Raw genomic sequence first — 19896 nt, 5'->3', positions numbered from 1 at the left:
TACTTCTCACGTATATTCTTAAGTATTCGATTTAGTTGTCGATTTAGCATTCGCTCTATCCGTGCAGCTTTTAGTGAACTGCTTTTGATCATGAGCATGGGTGTCATTTTCACAGCGGATGCTGTCAGTATTTGATTCTAATGCTTCGAGTATTGAGCAATGCTCTGCACTTTCAGGGCCTCCACAGCAAGCTTGCGACAACCTTTGCAGAGACAATTGAAAATGATTCAGCTCTGCAATTTTAGCTTCAACATTCGCCAACTTGTCGTCTACCATGCCTTTTACATCTGCGCAGGCCCAATTGGATTTATCGAGTTCAATCGACAAAAGCTCCGTGATCTCCGCTAAAGTAAAACCCACAGCCTTAGCGCGCAGAATAAAGCGCAAGCGTTCGGCGTCTGCTTCCGTATAAATACGGTAACCAGAACCTGTGCGTGAAGATGGTGCCAACAAACCGTGCTTTTCATAAAACCTTAAGGTGTCAGCCTTAACCTCACACAGCTGCGCAAGTTCACCTATTCGATACATGCCTAGCTCCAAATCAATCTTAAATTCAGTTTCCAACTCAAGCATTAACCAGCGATAAAACCGACAAACCACAAGGCTTTTGCCACCACAATGGCGAGAGTATAAACCTTGGAGTTGTATCCAAGGTCAAGTCTTATTCTGCGCTTAAATAAACAAGAAAGCTTGTTCTGCTGAACGTATTGTGAAATCGCGCAGAAAAAAGCACCGCCGACTACAAATTTACGGTAAAATACGCGCGCCGTGACGAAAGGGTATAAAAATTGAGGGACTTTTGGAAAGCAGTGTAGGCCAATATGGCATGAGACTGTTCTGTTTTCCGAAAGATCCTTAAAAATAACTACTGGACCCTGTACCTACAATGAATAATGCCAGACCTATTCGTCGCGCGCTGTTAAGCGTTTCAGATAAAACCGGAATCCTAGAGTTTGCACAAGCGCTGCATGCTCAAGGTGTTGAACTACTTTCTACTGGTGGCACCGCACGCCTTCTGGCTGATAATGGTGTGCCTGTCATTGAAGTATCAGATTATACTGGTCACCCAGAGATCATGGATGGCCGCGTTAAAACCCTGCACCCTAAAGTGCATGGCGGCATTTTAGCGCGTCGTGGTATCGACGAAATCGTAATGGAACAAAACAACATCAAACCTATCGACTTGGTTGCTGTTAACTTGTATCCGTTCGCTGCAACTGTAGCAGCTGAAGGCTGTACACTTGCCGATGCAATCGAAAACATCGATATCGGCGGCCCGACTATGGTTCGCTCTACCGCTAAAAACCACAAAGACACCACAATCATAGTTAACGCTAACGACTACGACCGCGTTATTGCAGAGATGCAAGCGAACGAAGGTAGCACAACACTTGAAACTCGCTTCGACTTAGCGATTGCCGCGTTTGAGCACACAGCTGCATACGATGGCATGATTGCTAATTACTTCGGCACAAAAGTACCTGCACACAGCAAGGACGAGTGTCATGAAGACTCTAAGTTCCCACGCACTTACAACACTCAACTGGTTAAGAAGCAAGACTTGCGTTATGGCGAAAACAGCCATCAGACTGCCGCTTTCTACGTTGACACTAACCTTGATGAAGCTTCTGTTGCCACAGCTGTCCAGCTGCAAGGTAAGGCGCTTTCATACAACAACATCGCCGATACCGACTCAGCGCTTGAGTGTGTAAAAGAGTTTGACGAGCCAGCTTGTGTGATCGTTAAGCACGCTAACCCATGTGGCGTAGCAATTGGCGAAAACCTGCTTGAAGCTTACAACCGTGCATTCCAAACTGACCCAACCTCAGCTTTCGGTGGCATCATCGCATTTAACGGCGAGCTAGATGCAGCAACGGCTAGCGCGATTGTAGAGCGCCAGTTTGTTGAAGTGATCATTGCCCCTAAAGTGAGCCAAGCAGCACGCGACGTTGTCGCTGCAAAAGCCAACGTACGTTTACTTGAGTGCGGTGAGTGGGCAACAAAGACTACCAGCCTAGATTACAAGCGCGTAAACGGCGGCCTATTACTACAAGATCGCGACCAAGGCATGGTTGGACTAGACGAGGTTAAGGTGGTTTCTAAACGTCAGCCAACGGCTGATGAGATGAAAGACTTAATGTTCTGCTGGAAGGTGGCTAAGTTTGTTAAATCAAATGCGATTGTTTATGCCAAAAACAGCATGACTATCGGTGTCGGCGCTGGCCAAATGAGCCGAGTTTACAGTGCTAAAGTTGCCGGTATTAAAGCCGCTGACGAAGGTCTAGAAGTACAAAACTCGGTAATGGCATCGGATGCATTCTTCCCATTCCGTGATGGTATCGATGCCGCAGCAGAAGCTGGCATCAGCTGTATCATCCAGCCAGGTGGCTCTATCCGCGATGAAGAGATCATCGCAGCGGCAGACGAGCACGGCATGGCAATGGTATTTACCGGTATGCGTCACTTCCGTCATTAATTTATATGAAGCTTTAGGTTCTAGGTTCTAGGTTCTAGGTTCTAGGTTCCGCACCTTAGGGTCTTTGCCTCAAGCTTCTAAAAATTGATTTTTAACATTTAGAGCAAGCCATTCTTTCTAGGTCAAAGAAAGCACGCGCAACGTATGCCAATACGTGAGCATGCTTGATGCAGAGATAGGGAGAATGGCGCAGCTATAAAAGGTAAAGATATGAAAGTATTGATCATTGGTGGCGGCGGTCGCGAACATGCATTGGCGTGGAAGGCTGCGCAATCTGAGCAAGTTAAAACTGTCTTTGTTGCCCCTGGTAACGCTGGCACCGCATTAGAGCCAAAACTTGAAAACGTAGCAATTAACGTTGAAGAGATCTCAGCGTTAGTGGCATTTGCAACAGAGCAAAAAGTCGCTATCACTATTGTTGGCCCTGAAGTGCCATTAGCACTTGGCGTTGTCGACGCCTTTAACGAAGCAGGCCTACCTATCTTTGGCCCAACTAAAGGCGCGGCGCAGCTTGAGTCGTCTAAAGCCTTCACCAAAGACTTCTTAGCACGTCACAACATACCTACTGCAGCTTACTCAAACTTTACTGAGATTGAACCCGCTAAAGCTTATGTGACTCAAGTTACGGCGACTACAGGTTTCCCTATCGTGATTAAGGCCGATGGCCTAGCCGCGGGTAAAGGCGTGATCATCGCAGCAGACCAAAATGAAGCTGATGCGGCTATCGAAGATATGCTAGCAGGCAATAAGTTTGGTGAAGCGGGTTCTCGCGTGGTTATCGAAGAGTTCCTAAAAGGCGAAGAAGCCAGCTTTATCGTGATGGTAGACGGTAAGAACATTCTTGCTATGGCCACCAGCCAAGACCATAAAGCTCGCGATAATGGCGATCATGGTCCAAACACTGGCGGCATGGGCGCATACTCTCCTGCACCAGTTGTCACCCAAAAGGTTCACGACTGGACGATTGAACATGTTATTCGCCCAACGGTTGATGGTATGGCAGCTGAAGGCAATGTTTACACAGGCTTCCTATACGCAGGCTTGATGATTGCACCAGATGGCAGCGCCAAAGTACTTGAGTACAACTGCCGCTTTGGCGATCCTGAAACTCAGCCGATTATGATGCGCCTTAAATCTGATTTAGTTGAGCTTTGCCTAGCCTCGACTCGCGGCGAGCTTGACCAGGTCACAGCCGAGTTTGACTCACGCGCAGCAGTAGGCGTAGTCATGGCTGCAGGTGGTTACCCAGATGCATACCGCAAGCACGATGTGATTGAAGGCCTATCGCTAGGCAATAATGACGCTAAAGTGTTCCATGCTGGCACTAGCATGCAAGACGGTCACGTTGTCACTAATGGTGGCCGCGTATTATGCGCTACCGCACTAGGTAATACCGTAACCGAAGCTCAGCAAGCAGCTTACAGTTTAGTTGATGCTATCCATTGGGATGACGTCTACTTCCGCACAGATATTGCTTACAGAGCAATAGCTCGCGAGAACGGCGAAGGCTAACTCAGCCTCAGTTCTAGCTTAAAAGCCCAGTTAATACTGGGCTTTTTGATACCTGTAATTCGTCTAAAACATAAGAAACCAAAAATGCGAGATAGGTCGCACTTTTTTTAAATGCAAATTACCTGCATAAAAGTCCTTTAACTAATCGGGGATATTTAGCGCTTTTGGGTATCTTTCAACAACTAAGCTAAAACATTGTTTTTATATGCAACTTTTATATCGCATACAAAATTTATAACCAGATAAACCCAATTAATTAGCAGCAAACAACAACTCCAAACCCAATTGCAGCACATTTATCACACCCGTATACTCCCGCTTCAATTTTAAGCTGGAGGCGTTATGAAGTACCTAAGTCTGTTGTTGCTGTTCTTACTTACCGCATGTGGAAGTGGAGAGTCTGATTCAACAGAACCACAGAAAGAAACTCACCCAATATTGAAAGCCGCTGATATCAAACAGCAGTTTTCACCAAACATCGCTATCACCCCAAATATCGAGGGCGCGTTAGGCAGCATCAGTTATCGCCTAGCTGATAGCGCGGCAGATGACGTGGTACAGATCTCAGCAGATAAGCGTAGCCTGACAATACTCAACGCGGGTCGCACCGAACTCATCGCAACCGATCCAGGTAACGAGCAATACCTCTCAGCTAGCACCCACTTCACCGTTACTATCGAAAAAGCGCCCCGCCTCCCTCTTGTTACCAATGACCTCAGCCTGCCCTACCAAGCCGGTACACGCCATCAAGCCAACGTAAATGGTGCGCTTGGTAAGGTAGAATATGAGCTTGCCTCAGACCAGAGCGACCAAGTAGTGCTGATTGAACGTGGTGGAGAGTTCCTTATTTGGGGCAGCGGCAGTGTACTTATTGACGTCACCGATGATGGTGGCCGCAACTATCAAGCAGATACCCAGCAATTTAAAATCACAATAGAGACGGCTCAAACCGAGTTTGCTCGATTTAGTGATGTAATAGATAAACCTTTTCTATTGGGGGCAAAACTGCTCCCAGTGTACAGCGGAACGCCAACGCAGAGCATTCATTACGCTCTAGTCAATGGTGCGAATACTGATGTAGTGCAGATAGATGAAGGCAGCGGTGAGATGCTTGTCATTGGTGCTGGCGAAACTGAGGTTCAAGTAATACAAAATGCCCCACAGCATCACGACATAGTTGCGCCTCAAATTTTTAAAGTGCAGATCAACCGTGCCAAAAACCTTGCATTACAAGCCGCAGATCTTACGACCACTTATGATCAGGATGCCCAACAAACAATTCAGGTAATCGGCTCTAAAGGGAAGCTCTCTTTTAGCCTCTCTGAGAACGCGCCCTCCCAAGTCATCGATATTATTGATGAAGAAAAAGGCTATTTTAGCTTTGTCGGAATAGGACAAACACAAGTCACTATTAACGATACAGGTAACAAGAACTTCCTACCCGAAAGCCTCTCAATCAATGTAGAGGTTATACGGATCGATTCTGACTCTTTAGACAGTTTAGATATTCAGACCCGCTATCAAGAGAACCAAGTCATTCAGCCTCAAGTGATAGGTGGCCATGGAGAATTAGCCTATACCTTGGCCAATGACAGCCCTACAGATATCATAGCGATTGATGCAAAAACTGGTGCGATGACAGTGTTAAAACCTGGCATAGTGGAAGTCATCGTCAGCGATGATGGTGGAGAGTTTTGGGTTAGCCAACAGAAAAAATTCACCGTCACCATAGATAAACAGATCAACAACGAATTGATTTTAACCAACACCCGCATCGACTATGCAAAAAGTGCCGTCTTCAGCCCTATTGTGTTAAATAGCAAAGGTGATGTGAGCTTTAGCATCGATGATGGTGATGCTGTATTCAAGCAAGATGCCGAGACAGATGTGATTAGGATAATCGGCGCAGGTCGGGGCTGGTTAACAGCGGTTGATTCGGGAAATGACTATTTCGCTCCTGCTTCAGAGCGTTTTTATGTCGATGTCTCTCCCCTGTATGGCACCCTATCTATTGCTCCGGTTCGTACAAGCTACTCAGCAGGAAGAACGCTTGATATCCCTATTTCAGGCAGTATTGGCGAATTAGAATGGCAATTTAAACACGGCCAAAATGATGTCATCACAATTAATGAGGCCCCACGCACCTTCACCATCAATAATGCCGGCTCAGCAACCTTCATAGTGACGGATAAAGGCGATGCCGGGCATATTTCTCAAAAGGCCGAATTTACCGTTGTTATCGATAAAGCAGCGGAAAATACCAAACTCGAACTTTCAACAGCACTACTCAATACACAATTTTCCGATGGAGCGACACTTGCGTCTCCAACAATAACCGGACGAGGAGTAGACAGTGAAATTAGCTATTACAGTGACCTACAAACCAGCCACATTGCCATCATAGATCCAGTAAGTGGTGTGCTATCAATTAATGGTGCCGGGATTGCTAAGGTCAGCGTGATAGAGGAAAGTCGAAACTTCGAACGTACCGTGCGTCAGTTCAATGTGAATATTGAAAAGGCCAAGCATCCCGGTCTAACCTTAGAGACCAATACTCTAAACGTCGCGTTTTACCCTGACCGTGTAATTAAAGCTCCGGCTACAAGGAGTCAGTTCGGTAAGCTGAGCTATGAGCTTGAAACTGTCGTCTCTCCAGAACTTGCCGAGTTAGCGCCCAATGGTGAGATCACGGTACACACCTACCCTAAGTCTCGAGAGAATAACTACTTCGGTGTCACAGTAACTGACGATGGTGGACAAAATTATCAGTCTTCATCGGCTACCTATAAACTGTTTATCTCAGAAATCGAGGCGGGGTTAGGTGAAGAAGCCAGTGTCGATTTCAATGGTTCAGACCAGCAAATAGTCTCTCCTGTAGAGATCGCCGCCAATGAAGTTTCCTATTTCACTGCCTTTGGTGCTAGAGGCGAATTAACCAATCAGCCCGGCGAAGAACATAGCGGTGGCTACTCAACCATGGTCGCTCAAGTCTGTAAAGATCCTATCAATATAAAGGACTGCACCTTAGTGACGTTAAGACTGCAAAATACCAGTCATTGCAGTGATGGTAGCCAAGTTGCTTACCCTATCACCTCGAAAACAATTCATACCTGCCCAGGCCTGAGCCAACCTATTAGCTCTGAAGTGACGGTTAGCCTCAACAAAGAAGATGCTTTTAATGCTTGGTTCACAGAGTCTGGTCGCTACCAGACAAGCTCACCGATTGTACTGGTACACTTTGCCAAACCTCATCGTAGTGGCGGAATCATTGAAGCTGGAGATATTCAAGCTAGGGCTTGGTGGTTAATCAACCTTAATCTAACAAACCATTAGCTATCCACAAGCCCAGTTAATTCTGGGCTTTTTGATGACGGCATTGACTAGCAACCTCTCTGGATCTCGCTAACTGGATTTCACTGACCAGCTGTCGCTACCATCAAGCGAATAGCCATTTTGTGATCTAGTTAACACAAGTTCATTGTTTGAAAGCGCATTCTAAACCAAACAGCAACTAGGCTCATTGGTTAGAAATGGGTGATATGTGCTAAAAAGTTTTAAAAAATTAAACTTAAATATCAGGGGTTAACCATGAAATATTCAGTTGGCGATCTTATCTATCAGGGCGAAACATCAGGTGTTCATAATTGGGATACCCTCTCAGGCTCCTCATTTTATTGGCATCCCGACTGGCTGCATATTGCCGAAGATATGACGGGTCATAACGCCACCGCTCATATTGAACCTTCAGCCGAAAAAGCAACCAAAGCCGAAGCGGCAGAAGCAATCGTTAAACACCTAAACAAGTAACCTGTACTCAGGTTAGATAAGCTAAACGTTCGCTTACCAAGGGTCGCAAGTCAGCGACCCGCCTCTATCGCCCTGCGTGCAATCTTATCGATAAGCCCTGGGGCGATAACTTTAATGAAACGTCCTACCCTTCCCCTGAAAGAGGTGATTAACAGACGCTTCCTACTCGCAATGGCGGGTAACATCATCTGCGCGCACTGCTCAGCGGTCATGATTTTCGCTTCCTGCATTGGCGTATCACCCAAAGCTTTTCCTTTTGCATCTAATGCGCGCTTATGAGTCTGCGTCACCACAAAGTCGGGACAGATCACCGTCACTGCAACCTTATAATCACTAAGCTCAATCCGCAGGGAATCAAAAAAACCGATTACGGCATGTTTAGATGCCGCATAACCTGAACGTGCGGGTACCCCTGTCATGCCAGTGAGCGAGGCGACGGCCACGACTTGACCTTGGCTCTGTTTAAGATAGGGAATGGCGGCATGGGTAAGATAAGCAGACCCGAGATAGTTAACCTGCATGATTTTCGATAACACAGTTAAGTCTTCAAGCTCATCGAAACGTGACCACATAGTCATGCCAGCATTATTAACTAAGATATCTAGCTGACCAAACTCAGCAATACAAGCTTGGATTAAGCCTTGGCATTGAGCTTGTTCCGATACATCTGCCACATGCACTAACGGCTTATAACCAAGCGAAGATAACTCTTGGGCTAAAGAGTTTAACCGTTCGAGGTTGCGAGCACTGACCACCAGCTTGCATCCTTGAGGTGCAAGCGCCAAAGCTAAGGCTCGGCCAATGCCTTCAGATGCACCAGTGATGATAATGACTTTTTCTTTAAAGCTATCTTTAAATTTGCCCTTTAAAATATCCATATATTAGCGAACCACTACCAAGCTGTTTTTATGTCTGGTCGTTAAAGCTCACACATATATACCCAAAGCGCAAATTGAGTTCAACAAGCCTTAGGCGATGAGTATCTCTGGAGTGATTTCAGCTTGATATGACGCGAGCGGCTTAGGGCGGCCGATGGCATAGCCTTGAGCATAGTTAACTCCGATGATCTCAAGCTTATCCATGATCTCTTGGTTTTCCACAAACTCAGCCACTGTCTCGATCCCCATCACTCGGCAGACATCATTAACCGACTTAACGATGGCATAATCTTTAGCATTACTGGCTAGGTTTTTCACGAAGCAACCATCGATTTTCACATAATCGACTGGCATCTCTTTTAGGTAACCATAGGACGCAAAGCCGCTACCAAAGTCGTCTAGGGCAAAGGCGAAACCGCGCTTACGCAGGCCTAATAACATCTTCATCGCGCGACTGCGATTTTGGATGGCACTGGTCTCGGTAATTTCAAAACAAATACAGACGCTTGGAATACCAAAGCGGGTTTGCTGACGCAGGATGAAATCTGCGATCCCTTCGGCACCAAGACTATTACCAGACAAGTTTATCGAGAGGCAGTGATCATGCCACAGGTGTTCATTTAACGATAACCACAAGAAGGCTTTTCTGATGACCTCTTTATCCACCTCTACTATCAACTTAAAGCGCTCGGCGGCGGTAATAAATTGCGCTGGCGGTAGCAATCGTCCATCAGATTCTTGGATCCGTAACAAGATCTCCAGACGCTGACGATGACTATGGGAGGAGATACGTTTGATTTTTTGATAGTAGAGGATCAATTCATTATGCTCTATCGCCTGCACAATTCTAACCGCCCACTTAGGCGCATTACGCAGCAGGTTAAGATCTTTATCGCGGCCATCAAAAAACTGTACTTGATTACTGCCTTTTTGTTTAGCAGAGTGGCAAGCAATTTCTGCATCCTTAAGCAACTCTCGCACGTCTTCATTTGCCTTGTTGCCCGCCAAGGCGATACCAACGCTGACACCTACACGATAAGCTGTATCATCATGAAGCAACATCTGAGCGTTCACGCTCGCGATAATACTTTTAGATAACTTAGCAACCTCAAGCGCGCTGCGATCCTTTATCGCTAAGGCAAATTCGTCACCGCCCAAGCGCCCCAGCAACTCATTATTCAATAGGCAAGAATTTATCGCTTTTGCCACCTTTTTGAGCATCTCATCGCCCGCATTATGACCACAAGAATCATTGATTAACTTAAATTGCTCTAAATCAAAATAGATAACAGCCAGAGACTTTGATTGCTGCGCATAGCTCACTAAGCGAGTCCCGAAAACGCTTCTAGTGACTAAGCCAGTGATAGGGTCAAAATCGACACATCTCTGTAACTGACGCTTTAGCAAAGCTTGCTGGGTGATGTCTCGCAAGACTATTGCCGCCCCTATGACTTTCCCTGCATGACAACGTAGATGAGTTAAGCTGCCGTTGACCAACATAGGAGTGGCTCTATTTAGACGCAATAAGAGCGGAGCAGAAGTTTTATCAGCCTCTTGTATAAAAGCCACGACCTTAACGGTGACTCCAAGATTACAGCATAACAGCTGTTCAAGACTGCTCCCCTGCACCTGTTCATTCTTAAGCGCCAGCATACGCTCAGCATAAGGATTGATATAACTGACCTTGGCTAGCGTATCGGTAAAGATAACGACTTCAGAAGTGTTGTCTAAGACAAGTTGGGAGTGACTTTGCTGACGATAGAGAGCCGACAATAACCCATTAATGTTTGTTGTTAACGACGCTAATTCAGTGCCAGCGGCGCTATCGATTAGTTGGCATGTCTTAGAGCCAACATTGAGGCTTGAGCATTGAGTAACAAGCTTATTAAATGGCTTGATAAGTGCCTGTCGCAACCAGAAATACAGTGCGAATTGCAGTGCAACCACAAAGCCCAACAGCCCTAATGCTAGCAAAGTGTATTTCATCGCTATCTGGGAGAAAAAGTGATTAGAAAAACTGATAGAGAGATGAAGCGGAGTATGCTCAATGATTGAGGGGAGCTTAAGCTGAGCCGTCACCGTATCGTCCATAAACAAGTGCTCTGTGGCCACGACGCCAGTTTGAATTTCAGCCTTGGTTATCATCCCCTTCTCAGCAAGGCTCAAGAGATAATCATTCGTCAATCGACGAACTAAGAGCAAACGCTCTCCATGGAGCTGCCCCTGCAGACTAATTAAGTAACTCTGCTGCTGGCTATCAAGATATACGCCGGTTTTCTCCCGCTGACTCGCTAACAACTCTGGCGGTGGAGCAAATTTATCGTCACCTTGCACTCTAAGGTAGGTCAACTTCCGCCCTGTAATCCCCAGTAACTGAGTGTCTCTCAACAAGCTGCCATCGCTGCCTAATAGGCTCGGCAGGCCTTGTTGTGAGTAGAGTGGGTTGTTATGAAATACCAGTTGAAACGACTCAAGATCTTTATTCAGCTGTGATTGAATACTCTCAAGCTCTCTTTCTATGATATAGCCTCGAATCGTATCGATCCCGGTATATAAGTGTGCAATTCCAGCCAAACAGCTAGCAGCGAGGAGGGGGATGAAAATCCCAAAGATCACTAAGACAACTTTCTTGCCAATTTTCATCTAAAAATAACGTCTCTAATTCAAAACCAGCCAGCAACTCTGGCTACTACTCGGTTTGCGCTAGCAAAGTACCCCATTTTTGGCACAGATAACACCAGTATGTGCAACGGTCGTTGATAAAAACATCAACGAGTTAATAATAATTACCGAATCTGATATTCGGCAGCATTAACGAATAATGAGTGATGCTTAAGGCTTAGTTTCAATGATGAATTTGAGCAGAAAGAGCAATAACAATTGGGGATTAAAGATAGGCTTACTAAGTGCCAAATAGCAGAAACAATAAAGGCTCAGTAAACTGAGCCTTTATTTATACTAATCAATAGTAAATCAGCGTTTATGCTAATTGATTACTTGTGGTACTTAGCCGATAGCTCATGTACTGAGTTGATAAACGAGCCAGCATGCTCTGGATTAACGTGCTGGTGAATACCATGACCCAAGTTAAATACATGACCAGTGCCTTCACCGTAAGAAGCAAGAATTTGCTCCACTTCTTGATGAATACGCTCTGGAGAAGCATAAAGTACAGATGGGTCCATGTTGCCCTGCAGTGCCACTTTATGGCCAACACGGCGACGTGCATCACCGATATCAACAGTCCAGTCTAGGCCTAGTGCATCACAGCCAGTTTCAGCCATAGACTCAAGCCATAGTCCGCCACCTTTAGTGAACAGTGTTACTGGAACCTGACGACCGTCAGCATGACGAGTTAGGCCATCAACGATTTTCTGCATGTAACGTAGAGAGAACTCACGGTATGCGTGGTGAGAAAGCGCGCCACCCCATGAATCGAAAATCATTAGTGATTGTGCGCCGTTAGCAACCTGAGCGTTCAGGTATAGCGTCACAGAGTCAGCTAGCTTGTCTAGAAGCATGTGCAGAGTTGCAGGCTCTTCGTAAGCCATCTTCTTAATCTTTTCAAACGCCTTGCTAGATCCACCCTCAACCATGTAAGTCGCTAGGGTCCAAGGTGAACCAGAGAAACCGATTAGTGGCACTTCACCTTTTAGCTCACGACGAATAGTGCTTACTGCACGCATTACGTAGCCTAGCTCATCTTCAGGATCAGGGATGCAAAGCTTTTTAATTGAGTCGATAGTATCTGTAGGACGCTCGAAACGTGGGCCTTCGCCAGCTTCGAAATATAGGCCTAAGCCCATAGCATCTGGAACAGTTAGAATGTCTGAGAACAAGATAGCTGCATCTAAATCATAGCGACGTAGGGGCTGAAGAGTCACTTCGCAAGCTAAGTCTTGGTTCTTACAAAGAGACATGAAGTCTCCAGCTTCTGCGCGGGTTGCTTTATATTCTGGAAGATAACGACCTGCTTGACGCATCATCCAGACAGGAGTTCTGTCGACAGGCTGTTTTAATAACGCACGTAAATAACGATCATTCTTTAATTCTGCCATTTGGCTTGATTCCTAAACTTATAGTGATATCCGCTTGGGGCGATAGTTTAGCATTTACGTTAATAAAGTAACCCGAATCCGTAAAATAATGTGACAAGTAACGCGACAAATTCCACCAACTCGGAGGTAGTTAACATTATTGAACTGATTCACGGCTGTATTTTCTCTCTCTTTACTACAGTTCACAGCTTTAGAGTAAAACGTGAAATAGATTCACAACTTAGCTTAACCTAAGCTGTACGGCTCGCAATGTGACAGAAAAAAGTTGCACCAAGGTGTTAGCTTTGGTATAAAAAGTCTGCGCTAGCAAGAACAATCAAGAAGCTCGTCGCATCGAGCCCGCAAGAACTTTACTCGCCCAGCGATAGATTTCTATCGCTGGGCATTTTATTTTTTAGCACTTTGTTCACAAACCTCCCGCTGGTATGTCCATTCGCTAAATCCTCATAAATCCATCAATAATGGTTGATCAAAACCACATTTTTCCCCTACATTAGAGATACAGAGATGGATTTTTAACGGGGAAGATCATGCTAAGAAAGCTAGAGAAAGCCGAACAAAAATGGGGCGGCTCAAATACTCTTATAGATCAATGGTTAAATAATCGGCGCAACCTACTTATTAACTATTGCCAAATAGCAGGGATCCCGCCATATGAAGAAACCGAAAAATCACTACCCGCCTTTGACTCAGTGAAACAGTTTTGTGACCAATTAATGGATTATGTGTCAGAGGGTCACTTTGAGATCTACAACCAAGTCGTTACCGCCTGTGAAAAACATGGCTCTGAGAGCCAAGCGCTAGCCCAACAACTCGTGCCACAGATCAGCGCCACCACAGATACCGCCTTAGACTTCAATGACAAATACACCGAAGCCGAAGATGAACAGGTGCTATTTCATCTAGATAAAGATCTATCATCCCTTGGGCATGCAATGGAAACACGCTTCGAGCTTGAAGATAAACTGTTAGAAGTACTGCATACCAAGCATTCTTAGGACTTAAAGAAGGTTCTAGGTTCTAGGTTCTAGGTTCTAGGTTCTAGGTTCTAGGTTCTAGGTTCTAGCAAAGAGTAAAATGAACCAACAAAAAGGCCAGCTGATTAGCTGGCCTTTTTAGTGCTCCAATCTAGCTTAAACAGCCGACTGGAAGATCACTTCGTCGGCTTTTGCCGTGTACGATGCTATCTGATCGAAGTTCAAGTAACGGTAAGTGTCAGCTGCTGTCGCATCTAACTCTTTCGCGTATGTCTGATACTCATCAGGAGATGGCAAACGACCAAGAAGTGCTGCCACTGCCGCAAGCTCGGCTGATGCCAAGTAAACATTGGCACCAGTACCAAGGCGGTTCGGGAAGTTACGAGTAGAAGTTGAAACCACCGTAGCACCTTCAGCAACACGTGCCTGGTTACCCATACACAGTGAACAGCCAGGGATCTCGATACGCGCACCAACACGACCAAAGATAGCGTAATAGCCTTCTTCAGTTAACTGATCGCGATCCATCTTAGTTGGCGGCGCAATCCACAAGCGTGTTGGTAGAGTCGATGCAAACTTATCTAGCATCTTACCCGTTGCACGGAAGTGACCAATGTTCGTCATACAAGAACCAACGAACACTTCATCGATCTTAGTATTTACCACAGATGAAAGTAGAATCGCATCATCAGGATCATTCGGTGCACAAAGAATTGGCTCTTTGATTTCATTAAGATCGATCTCGATAACTTCAGCGTATTCAGCATCGCTATCCGCTTCCATTAGCTCAGGGTTCGCTAACCACTCTTGCATCGCGGTAATACGACGCTCAATGGTGCGACGATCGCCGTAACCTTCGGCAATCATCCACTTAAGCATAACGATGTTTGAGTTTAGGTATTCGATGATTGGCTCTTTGCCTAGCTTGATGGTACAGCCAGCAGCACTACGCTCAGCCGATGCATCTGAAAGCTCAAATGCCTGCTCAACTTTTAGCTGCTCAAGACCTTCAATCTCAAGTACACGACCAGAGAAAGCGTTGATCTTACCTTTCTTCTCTACCGTGAGTAGACCCATCTCAATCGCTTTATGTGGAATCGCATGTACCAAGTCACGTAGCGTGATACCTGGCTGCATTTCACCTTTAAAGCGCACTAAGATCGATTCAGGCATATCCAGCGGCATCACTCCAGTTGCAGCAGCAAAAGCGACAAGGCCAGAACCTGCAGGGAATGAAATACCGATAGGGAAACGTGTATGCGAGTCGCCGCCTGTACCTACAGTATCAGGCAGTAACATACGGTTTAACCAAGAGTGGATAACACCATCACCTGGACGTAGCGCAACACCACCACGATTCATGATGAAATCTGGCAGTGTATGGTGCGTGTTCACGTCAACTGGCTTTGGATAAGCCGCTGTGTGACAGAAAGACTGCATGGTTAAATCGGCGCTGAAACCAAGACAAGCCAGATCTTTAAGCTCATCACGAGTCATAGGGCCTGTTGTATCTTGTGAACCCACAGAGGTCATCTTAGGCTCACAATATTGGCCAGGACGAATACCTGTAACGCCACATGCCTTACCTACCATCTTCTGCGCAAGGGTATAGCCCTTACCAGTGTCCGCCACATCTTGTGGGCGTACAAATTCAGTAGAGGCCTCAAGACCTAATGTTTCACGAGCGCGGTCTGTTAGACCACGACCAATAATAAGTGGAATACGGCCACCAGCGCGAACCTCATCCATCAACACATCGGTTTTCAGCGAGAACTGTGAAATCACTTCATCAGTATCATGGCGCTTAACAATGCCTTCATATGGATAGATGTCGATTACATCGCCCATCTCCATCTTGCTTACATCTAGTTCGATTGGCAGTGCGCCAGCATCTTCCATGGTGTTGAAGAAGATAGGTGCAATCTTGCCACCCAAACAGAAACCACCTGCACGCTTGTTTGGCACATTCGGGATATCATCGCCCATGAACCACAATACTGAGTTAGTCGCTGACTTACGCGAAGAACCTGTACCGACAACGTCACCCACATAAACCAGTGGGAAACCTTTAGTCTTAAGTGATTCAATCTCTTTGATTGGACCGATAACACCTGCTTCATCAGGAACGATACCGTCACGCGCATTTTTAAGCATAGCTAGCGCATGCAGTGGGATATCAGGACGTGACCAAGCATCTGGTGCCGGAGATAAGTCATCGGTATTGGTTTCGCCCGATACTTTAAATACGGTTAATGAGATCTTTTCTGCAAGCTTAGGACGAGAAAGGAACCATTCAGCGTCTGCCCAAGAGTGAACAACCTGCTTAGCAAAGTCGTTACCCGCCTGCATTTTTTCGACAACGTCATGATACGCATCGAACATAAGTAGAGTGTGAGATAAGGCTTTTACTGCAAGCGGTGCTTGCGCGTCGTTATCTAACTGAGCGATCAATGGCTCAATGTTATAACCACCTTGCATAGTACCAAGCAGCTCAACTGCGCGCTCAGACGATAAGATAGAAGATGACGCTTCGCCTTTTGCGACTGCATCTAGGAAACCAGCTTTAACGTATGCGGCTTCATCAACACCTGGTGGGATACGGTTTTCAAGCAGATCGAGAATAAACTCTTCTTCACCTGCAGGTGGATTTTTTACCAATTCGACTAGTTGTGCCACTTGTTGGGCATCTAATGGCTTAGGGACTACGCCCTCTGAAGCACGTTCTGCGACGTGTTTACGATATGCTTCTAGCACGGCAACATTCCTCTTTGTTTGGCGTTCAATACCAATCTAAGATTGATATAACAGCGAAACTGCTCGTCTTCAAATTGAAACTGACAGCTCGGCAGGCTCGACCCTTCATTCGAGCGCTATTATACTACAGCTTTACAAAAGTATGAATCCGATCACACTTCAGCAAAACTAAAACAACACTCAATCGACATCTCGAGCTATACAGTAGAACTATTCGCTCAAAAAGAAAACTAGACCATAGTGGGAAAGTTTGATCTAAATTATATAAATCATAGATTTAAATCTCTTTACTTCTAGAATCGACACTCAAAATTCTGGTCAAAACAGGCCTAAATATAGTGCTATCATATAGGTATTATTCAAGAAAAAGCCCATTTTCATAGCTAATATTCACCAAAGTTATAATGAACATAATTGGATACTTATGAGTACAGCAACGCTAAAAGCCGTAATTTTCGACATGGACGGTGTGTTAATCGATTCCGAGCCAGTATGGCAAATTGCCGAACATAAGGTATTAACCGAGCTAGGTTTAAACGTTTCCATGGAAGATATGGCTCTCACAACCGGGCTGAGAATTGATCAGGTAGTGGCCTTTTGGTATAGCCGCTCTCCTTGGGATAACTATGATAACCAACAAACGGCGCAGGCCATTGTCGATCGGGTAGTCAGCCATATCACTACACATGGAGAACCGATGGCAGGCGTTATAAAAGCACTCCAAGCCTGCCAAGAACGTGGTCTAAAAGTCGGTCTTGCAACCTCATCTTCTAGCGATATTATCAATGCTGTTTTAAACAGGCTGCAGATCAGAGAATATTTTGATGCCATCAAGTCTGCCGAACACTTGGCTTATGGCAAACCCCACCCAGAAGTATATTTAAGCTGCGCACAGGCACTAAATATTGATCCTATCTATTGTTTGGCTATTGAAGATTCATTTAATGGATTAGTCTCGGCTCGCGCAGCGAATATGCAAACCATCGCGATTCCAGAAGCTAAAGATGCTGCACTCAGCAAATGGGTCATTGCACATCATCGGCTTAACAACCTATCCGAGCTAGCAGAGTTTTTGGCTAAGCATTGCTAGCCAAAGAGCTCCCCCTAACTCACGCCAAGGTAGAAAAATAAAAAGCCCATCTTTCGATGGGCTTTAAATCTTATCAACTTGAACCTACCAGTTCTTTCCAAGAAACAGGAATATGGTTTTTTCTCCATCATCGGATGCACCAAAACCGAAGGCGGCCGGACCAACACTGGTATCAATTCCTAAGTATAAGCTTCCGGCATAAATAAGGTCATCTAACGACACGCTATCTTTTTGGCTCCATACGTTACCCGCCTCGATACTGGTACCTAAATATAACGGATATTCGGTCATGCCCAGTACATCTCGACCTAAGTCATACTGATACACAAAGGCACCAAAAATTTTATGGGAACCGTACAGGGCGTTCTTGTGGTAACCCGATAGATTCAAGAAGCCACCTAATTCAGAAACGTTGACAGTAAAGGCACCGTCCTTATCGACTGTCGCCAACGATGCTATCCCCACAAAGGCATGATTCCCCACACCGACCGCACCGCGCCAATCGGCCTCATATTGCATCGAGAAGTCATTAGAGTCGCCGATACCATCGAGTTCATATCCCTCTTTTCTGAGATACACATTGAAGGTAAAACGATTGCCCGATGTTGGGAAGTTGATACTGTTTAAGTCATCATAGGCAAATTTAAAGTAGCCACCATAGCCAGTGTAATCTACCTTACCAAAACCCCAGACGTCATTTTCAAGATCGCCCATTTCGCCCAGTATGCCGATTTCAACCATACCGTTTTGGGTGTAGTTGGCACCAATCCCCAGCTCTGTACGATAAGCCGTTTGTTTTAACTCCAACACTCGGCTGTTATTTTCAAAAAAGCTCCAGTCTTTGAGTTCATACTCAACCCGTGCACGGCTAAAGTAGGACTGATCTCTTGCTAACGGTTGATAAAACTCCGATGCTAATAACTTGTCGTAACCAAGTGATACCTCGTTACGCCACTCTCCACCGGTCTCAGTTAACTCCGTCATGGTGTAAGCCACATCGAGCGAAACAGCAGAGTCTAAGCTAAAATCATCTTCCCAACTAAAGCCGAGCTGAAAATAGTTTGGTCCCCAAGACTTTGCCTTAGTGGTTACGGTAAGTACACGTCCCTCTTCCGTATCGGAAAACTCCGCATCAACTCGCTCAAACTTATCTAGGGCATAAATTCTCTTTAAACCAGCCTCTAGCTCCTCTACTGTAACTGCTTCTCCAACATCGAGATCTAGATTGTCTGCGAGAAGCCTTTCACTCACTTTAGAGTCATTATCATAAATAATCTTAAGTAACGGCCTATCAATATCGGCTAGCCACTGCCTACTCTTTTCTTTTTTATGAGCCAAATATTGCTTGTACTCGCCAGCATCGTCACTGTATTGCTCAAGCTTGTCGCTTTGCTCCCGCGCAGCGATCTCACCTAACGGCAGCGCGATAGGCATGATGCTAAAATCTGTGGTGCTTAACTCACCGATGTTTGGCCTAATCAAGATATCATGATCGCTAAGCAGGGCTTTTTGCCTTTCAGAACTCGCATTAGTAAGCATGGTGGAAAGCTGATTCAGTACCGCAACTGTGCTATTAAGCTCATCCTTACCAACCAAGGGAGAGCCGATATCGACAGCAATAATAATGTCTGCGCCCATAGCCTTCACCACATCGACGGGCATATTGTTTGCGATCCCGCCATCCACTAATAACTTGCCGTCAATGATCGCCGGCTGCAAGGCTCCGGGAACCGAGGCTGACGCCTGCATCGCAGCAACAACACTGCCAGAGCTGAGAACTACTGGCTCACTGGTAACGAGATTCGTTGCAACCGCACGGTATGGAATAGCAAGATCATCGAAATGACCGAATTGATGCACCAAGTTTGTAGAACTACGCAACAACAGCGACATCGTCTGTCCTCGAAGTAAACCAGCAGGGGTTTTCACTTCCTCGTCACTGTAGCCAACATTTATTGGAATATTGAACTTATCGCGAGTCTCTTTATCTCGGTAACTTAATGACTCTCGTGGGATCGTATCTGAATAACCTTTACTCCAATCGGTATTCATCATGATGGCTTCAATTTCTGCCGCGCTATAACCTAAGGCATACATGCCCCCGACATAGGCGCCGATACTGGTTCCAGCAATATAATCAACGGGGATCTTTTTCTCTTCGAGTACCTTAAGCACGCCAATATGCGCTGCGCCTTTAGCACCGCCACCACTCAGAACTAAACCAATTTTTGGCCTATCTTCAGCAAACGAAAACTGCGAACTAGCTAGCGCTAGAAAAAGAATAATAACTCTTTTAATCATAATGACTTATTTAGCTCTTCTACTGGTGTCTTAACGTATTTTA

General features: G+C 45.6%; 12 protein-coding genes. 6 read left to right on the top strand and 6 right to left on the bottom strand.

What is annotated here, in order from left to right:
- Positions 1–18 precede the first annotated feature (18 nt).
- A complete protein-coding gene (gene zntR / locus K5Q92_RS04225) occupies positions 19–528 on the bottom strand; it encodes a Zn(2+)-responsive transcriptional regulator (RefSeq protein WP_220767870.1) in 510 nt (169 codons plus the stop codon).
- A gap of 358 nt (positions 529–886) precedes the next feature.
- On the opposite strand from zntR, the gene purH reads away from it, so the two are divergent.
- The 4 genes from purH to K5Q92_RS04205 all read left to right on the top strand — a co-directional run bounded on the left by purH (position 887) and on the right by K5Q92_RS04205 (position 7795).
- Positions 887–2476, top strand: coding sequence for a bifunctional phosphoribosylaminoimidazolecarboxamide formyltransferase/IMP cyclohydrolase (gene purH, locus K5Q92_RS04220; RefSeq protein WP_220767807.1), 1590 nt, complete (start codon positions 887–889; stop codon positions 2474–2476).
- A gap of 210 nt (positions 2477–2686) precedes the next feature.
- A complete protein-coding gene (gene purD, locus K5Q92_RS04215; protein WP_220767806.1) occupies positions 2687–3988 on the top strand; it encodes a phosphoribosylamine--glycine ligase in 1302 nt (433 codons plus the stop codon).
- Positions 3989–4330: 342 nt separating this feature from the next.
- Positions 4331–7321, top strand: coding sequence for a hypothetical protein (locus K5Q92_RS04210; RefSeq protein ID WP_220767805.1), 2991 nt, complete (start codon positions 4331–4333; stop codon positions 7319–7321).
- A gap of 255 nt (positions 7322–7576) precedes the next feature.
- Positions 7577–7795 (top strand): hypothetical protein, encoded by a 219-nt coding sequence (locus tag K5Q92_RS04205; protein ID WP_220767804.1) that lies wholly within the window; start codon positions 7577–7579, stop codon positions 7793–7795.
- Positions 7796–7845: 50 nt separating this feature from the next.
- Here K5Q92_RS04205 and K5Q92_RS04200 read toward each other — a convergent pair whose 3' ends face one another.
- The 3 genes from K5Q92_RS04200 to hemE all read right to left on the bottom strand — a co-directional run bounded on the left by K5Q92_RS04200 (position 7846) and on the right by hemE (position 12731).
- Positions 7846–8673: an SDR family oxidoreductase gene (locus tag K5Q92_RS04200; RefSeq protein WP_220767803.1), complete on the bottom strand. Its 828-nt coding sequence runs from the start codon at positions 8671–8673 to the stop codon at positions 7846–7848.
- A gap of 90 nt (positions 8674–8763) precedes the next feature.
- Positions 8764–11316: an EAL domain-containing protein gene (locus K5Q92_RS04195; RefSeq protein WP_220767802.1), complete on the bottom strand. Its 2553-nt coding sequence runs from the start codon at positions 11314–11316 to the stop codon at positions 8764–8766.
- 350 nt (positions 11317–11666) lie between these two features.
- Positions 11667–12731 carry a uroporphyrinogen decarboxylase gene (gene hemE, locus K5Q92_RS04190; protein WP_220767801.1) on the bottom strand — a complete coding sequence of 355 codons (1065 nt, stop codon included), beginning with the start codon at positions 12729–12731 and terminating at the stop codon, positions 11667–11669.
- Between the two features lie 530 nt (positions 12732–13261).
- On the opposite strand from hemE, the gene rsd reads away from it, so the two are divergent.
- On the top strand, positions 13262–13729 hold the full coding sequence (rsd, locus tag K5Q92_RS04185) for a sigma D regulator (RefSeq protein WP_220767800.1): 468 nt from the start codon (positions 13262–13264) through the stop codon (positions 13727–13729).
- Positions 13730–13864: 135 nt separating this feature from the next.
- On the opposite strand, the gene acnB is transcribed toward rsd, so the two are convergent.
- Complete coding sequence (acnB, locus tag K5Q92_RS04180) at positions 13865–16462, bottom strand: bifunctional aconitate hydratase 2/2-methylisocitrate dehydratase (protein ID WP_220767799.1); 2598 nt, start codon at positions 16460–16462, stop codon at positions 13865–13867.
- Between the two features lie 424 nt (positions 16463–16886).
- Here acnB and hxpB point away from each other — a divergent pair, with 424 nt between their 5' ends.
- Complete coding sequence (gene hxpB / locus K5Q92_RS04175; RefSeq protein WP_220767798.1) at positions 16887–17552, top strand: hexitol phosphatase HxpB; 666 nt, start codon at positions 16887–16889, stop codon at positions 17550–17552.
- 84 nt (positions 17553–17636) lie between these two features.
- Here hxpB and K5Q92_RS04170 read toward each other — a convergent pair whose 3' ends face one another.
- Positions 17637–19853, bottom strand: a complete 2217-nt coding sequence (locus tag K5Q92_RS04170) for a patatin-like phospholipase family protein (RefSeq protein ID WP_220767797.1) — start codon at positions 19851–19853, stop codon at positions 17637–17639.
- Positions 19854–19896: the final 43 nt, after the last annotated feature.

The organism is Shewanella sp. MBTL60-007, assembly GCF_019654915.1.
Lineage (GTDB): Bacteria > Pseudomonadota > Gammaproteobacteria > Enterobacterales > Shewanellaceae > Shewanella.
Note: the sequence above shows the minus strand (reverse complement) of the source record. Positions and strands in the feature narration are given on the sequence as shown.

What these genes read in the sequence shown, in the direction of transcription:
- zntR (WP_220767870.1), bottom strand. Translation starts at nt 528, where the DNA reads ATGTATCGAATAGGTGAACTTGCGCAGCTGTGTGAGGTTAAGGCTGAC.
- purH (WP_220767807.1), top strand. Translation starts at nt 887, where the DNA reads ATGAATAATGCCAGACCTATTCGTCGCGCGCTGTTAAGCGTTTCAGAT.
- purD (WP_220767806.1), top strand. Translation starts at nt 2,687, where the DNA reads ATGAAAGTATTGATCATTGGTGGCGGCGGTCGCGAACATGCATTGGCG.
- K5Q92_RS04210 (WP_220767805.1), top strand. Translation starts at nt 4,331, where the DNA reads ATGAAGTACCTAAGTCTGTTGTTGCTGTTCTTACTTACCGCATGTGGA.
- K5Q92_RS04205 (WP_220767804.1), top strand. Translation starts at nt 7,577, where the DNA reads ATGAAATATTCAGTTGGCGATCTTATCTATCAGGGCGAAACATCAGGT.
- K5Q92_RS04200 (WP_220767803.1), bottom strand. Translation starts at nt 8,673, where the DNA reads ATGGATATTTTAAAGGGCAAATTTAAAGATAGCTTTAAAGAAAAAGTC.
- K5Q92_RS04195 (WP_220767802.1), bottom strand. Translation starts at nt 11,316, where the DNA reads ATGAAAATTGGCAAGAAAGTTGTCTTAGTGATCTTTGGGATTTTCATC.
- hemE (WP_220767801.1), bottom strand. Translation starts at nt 12,731, where the DNA reads ATGGCAGAATTAAAGAATGATCGTTATTTACGTGCGTTATTAAAACAG.
- rsd (WP_220767800.1), top strand. Translation starts at nt 13,262, where the DNA reads ATGCTAAGAAAGCTAGAGAAAGCCGAACAAAAATGGGGCGGCTCAAAT.
- hxpB (WP_220767798.1), top strand. Translation starts at nt 16,887, where the DNA reads ATGAGTACAGCAACGCTAAAAGCCGTAATTTTCGACATGGACGGTGTG.
- K5Q92_RS04170 (WP_220767797.1), bottom strand. Translation starts at nt 19,853, where the DNA reads ATGATTAAAAGAGTTATTATTCTTTTTCTAGCGCTAGCTAGTTCGCAG.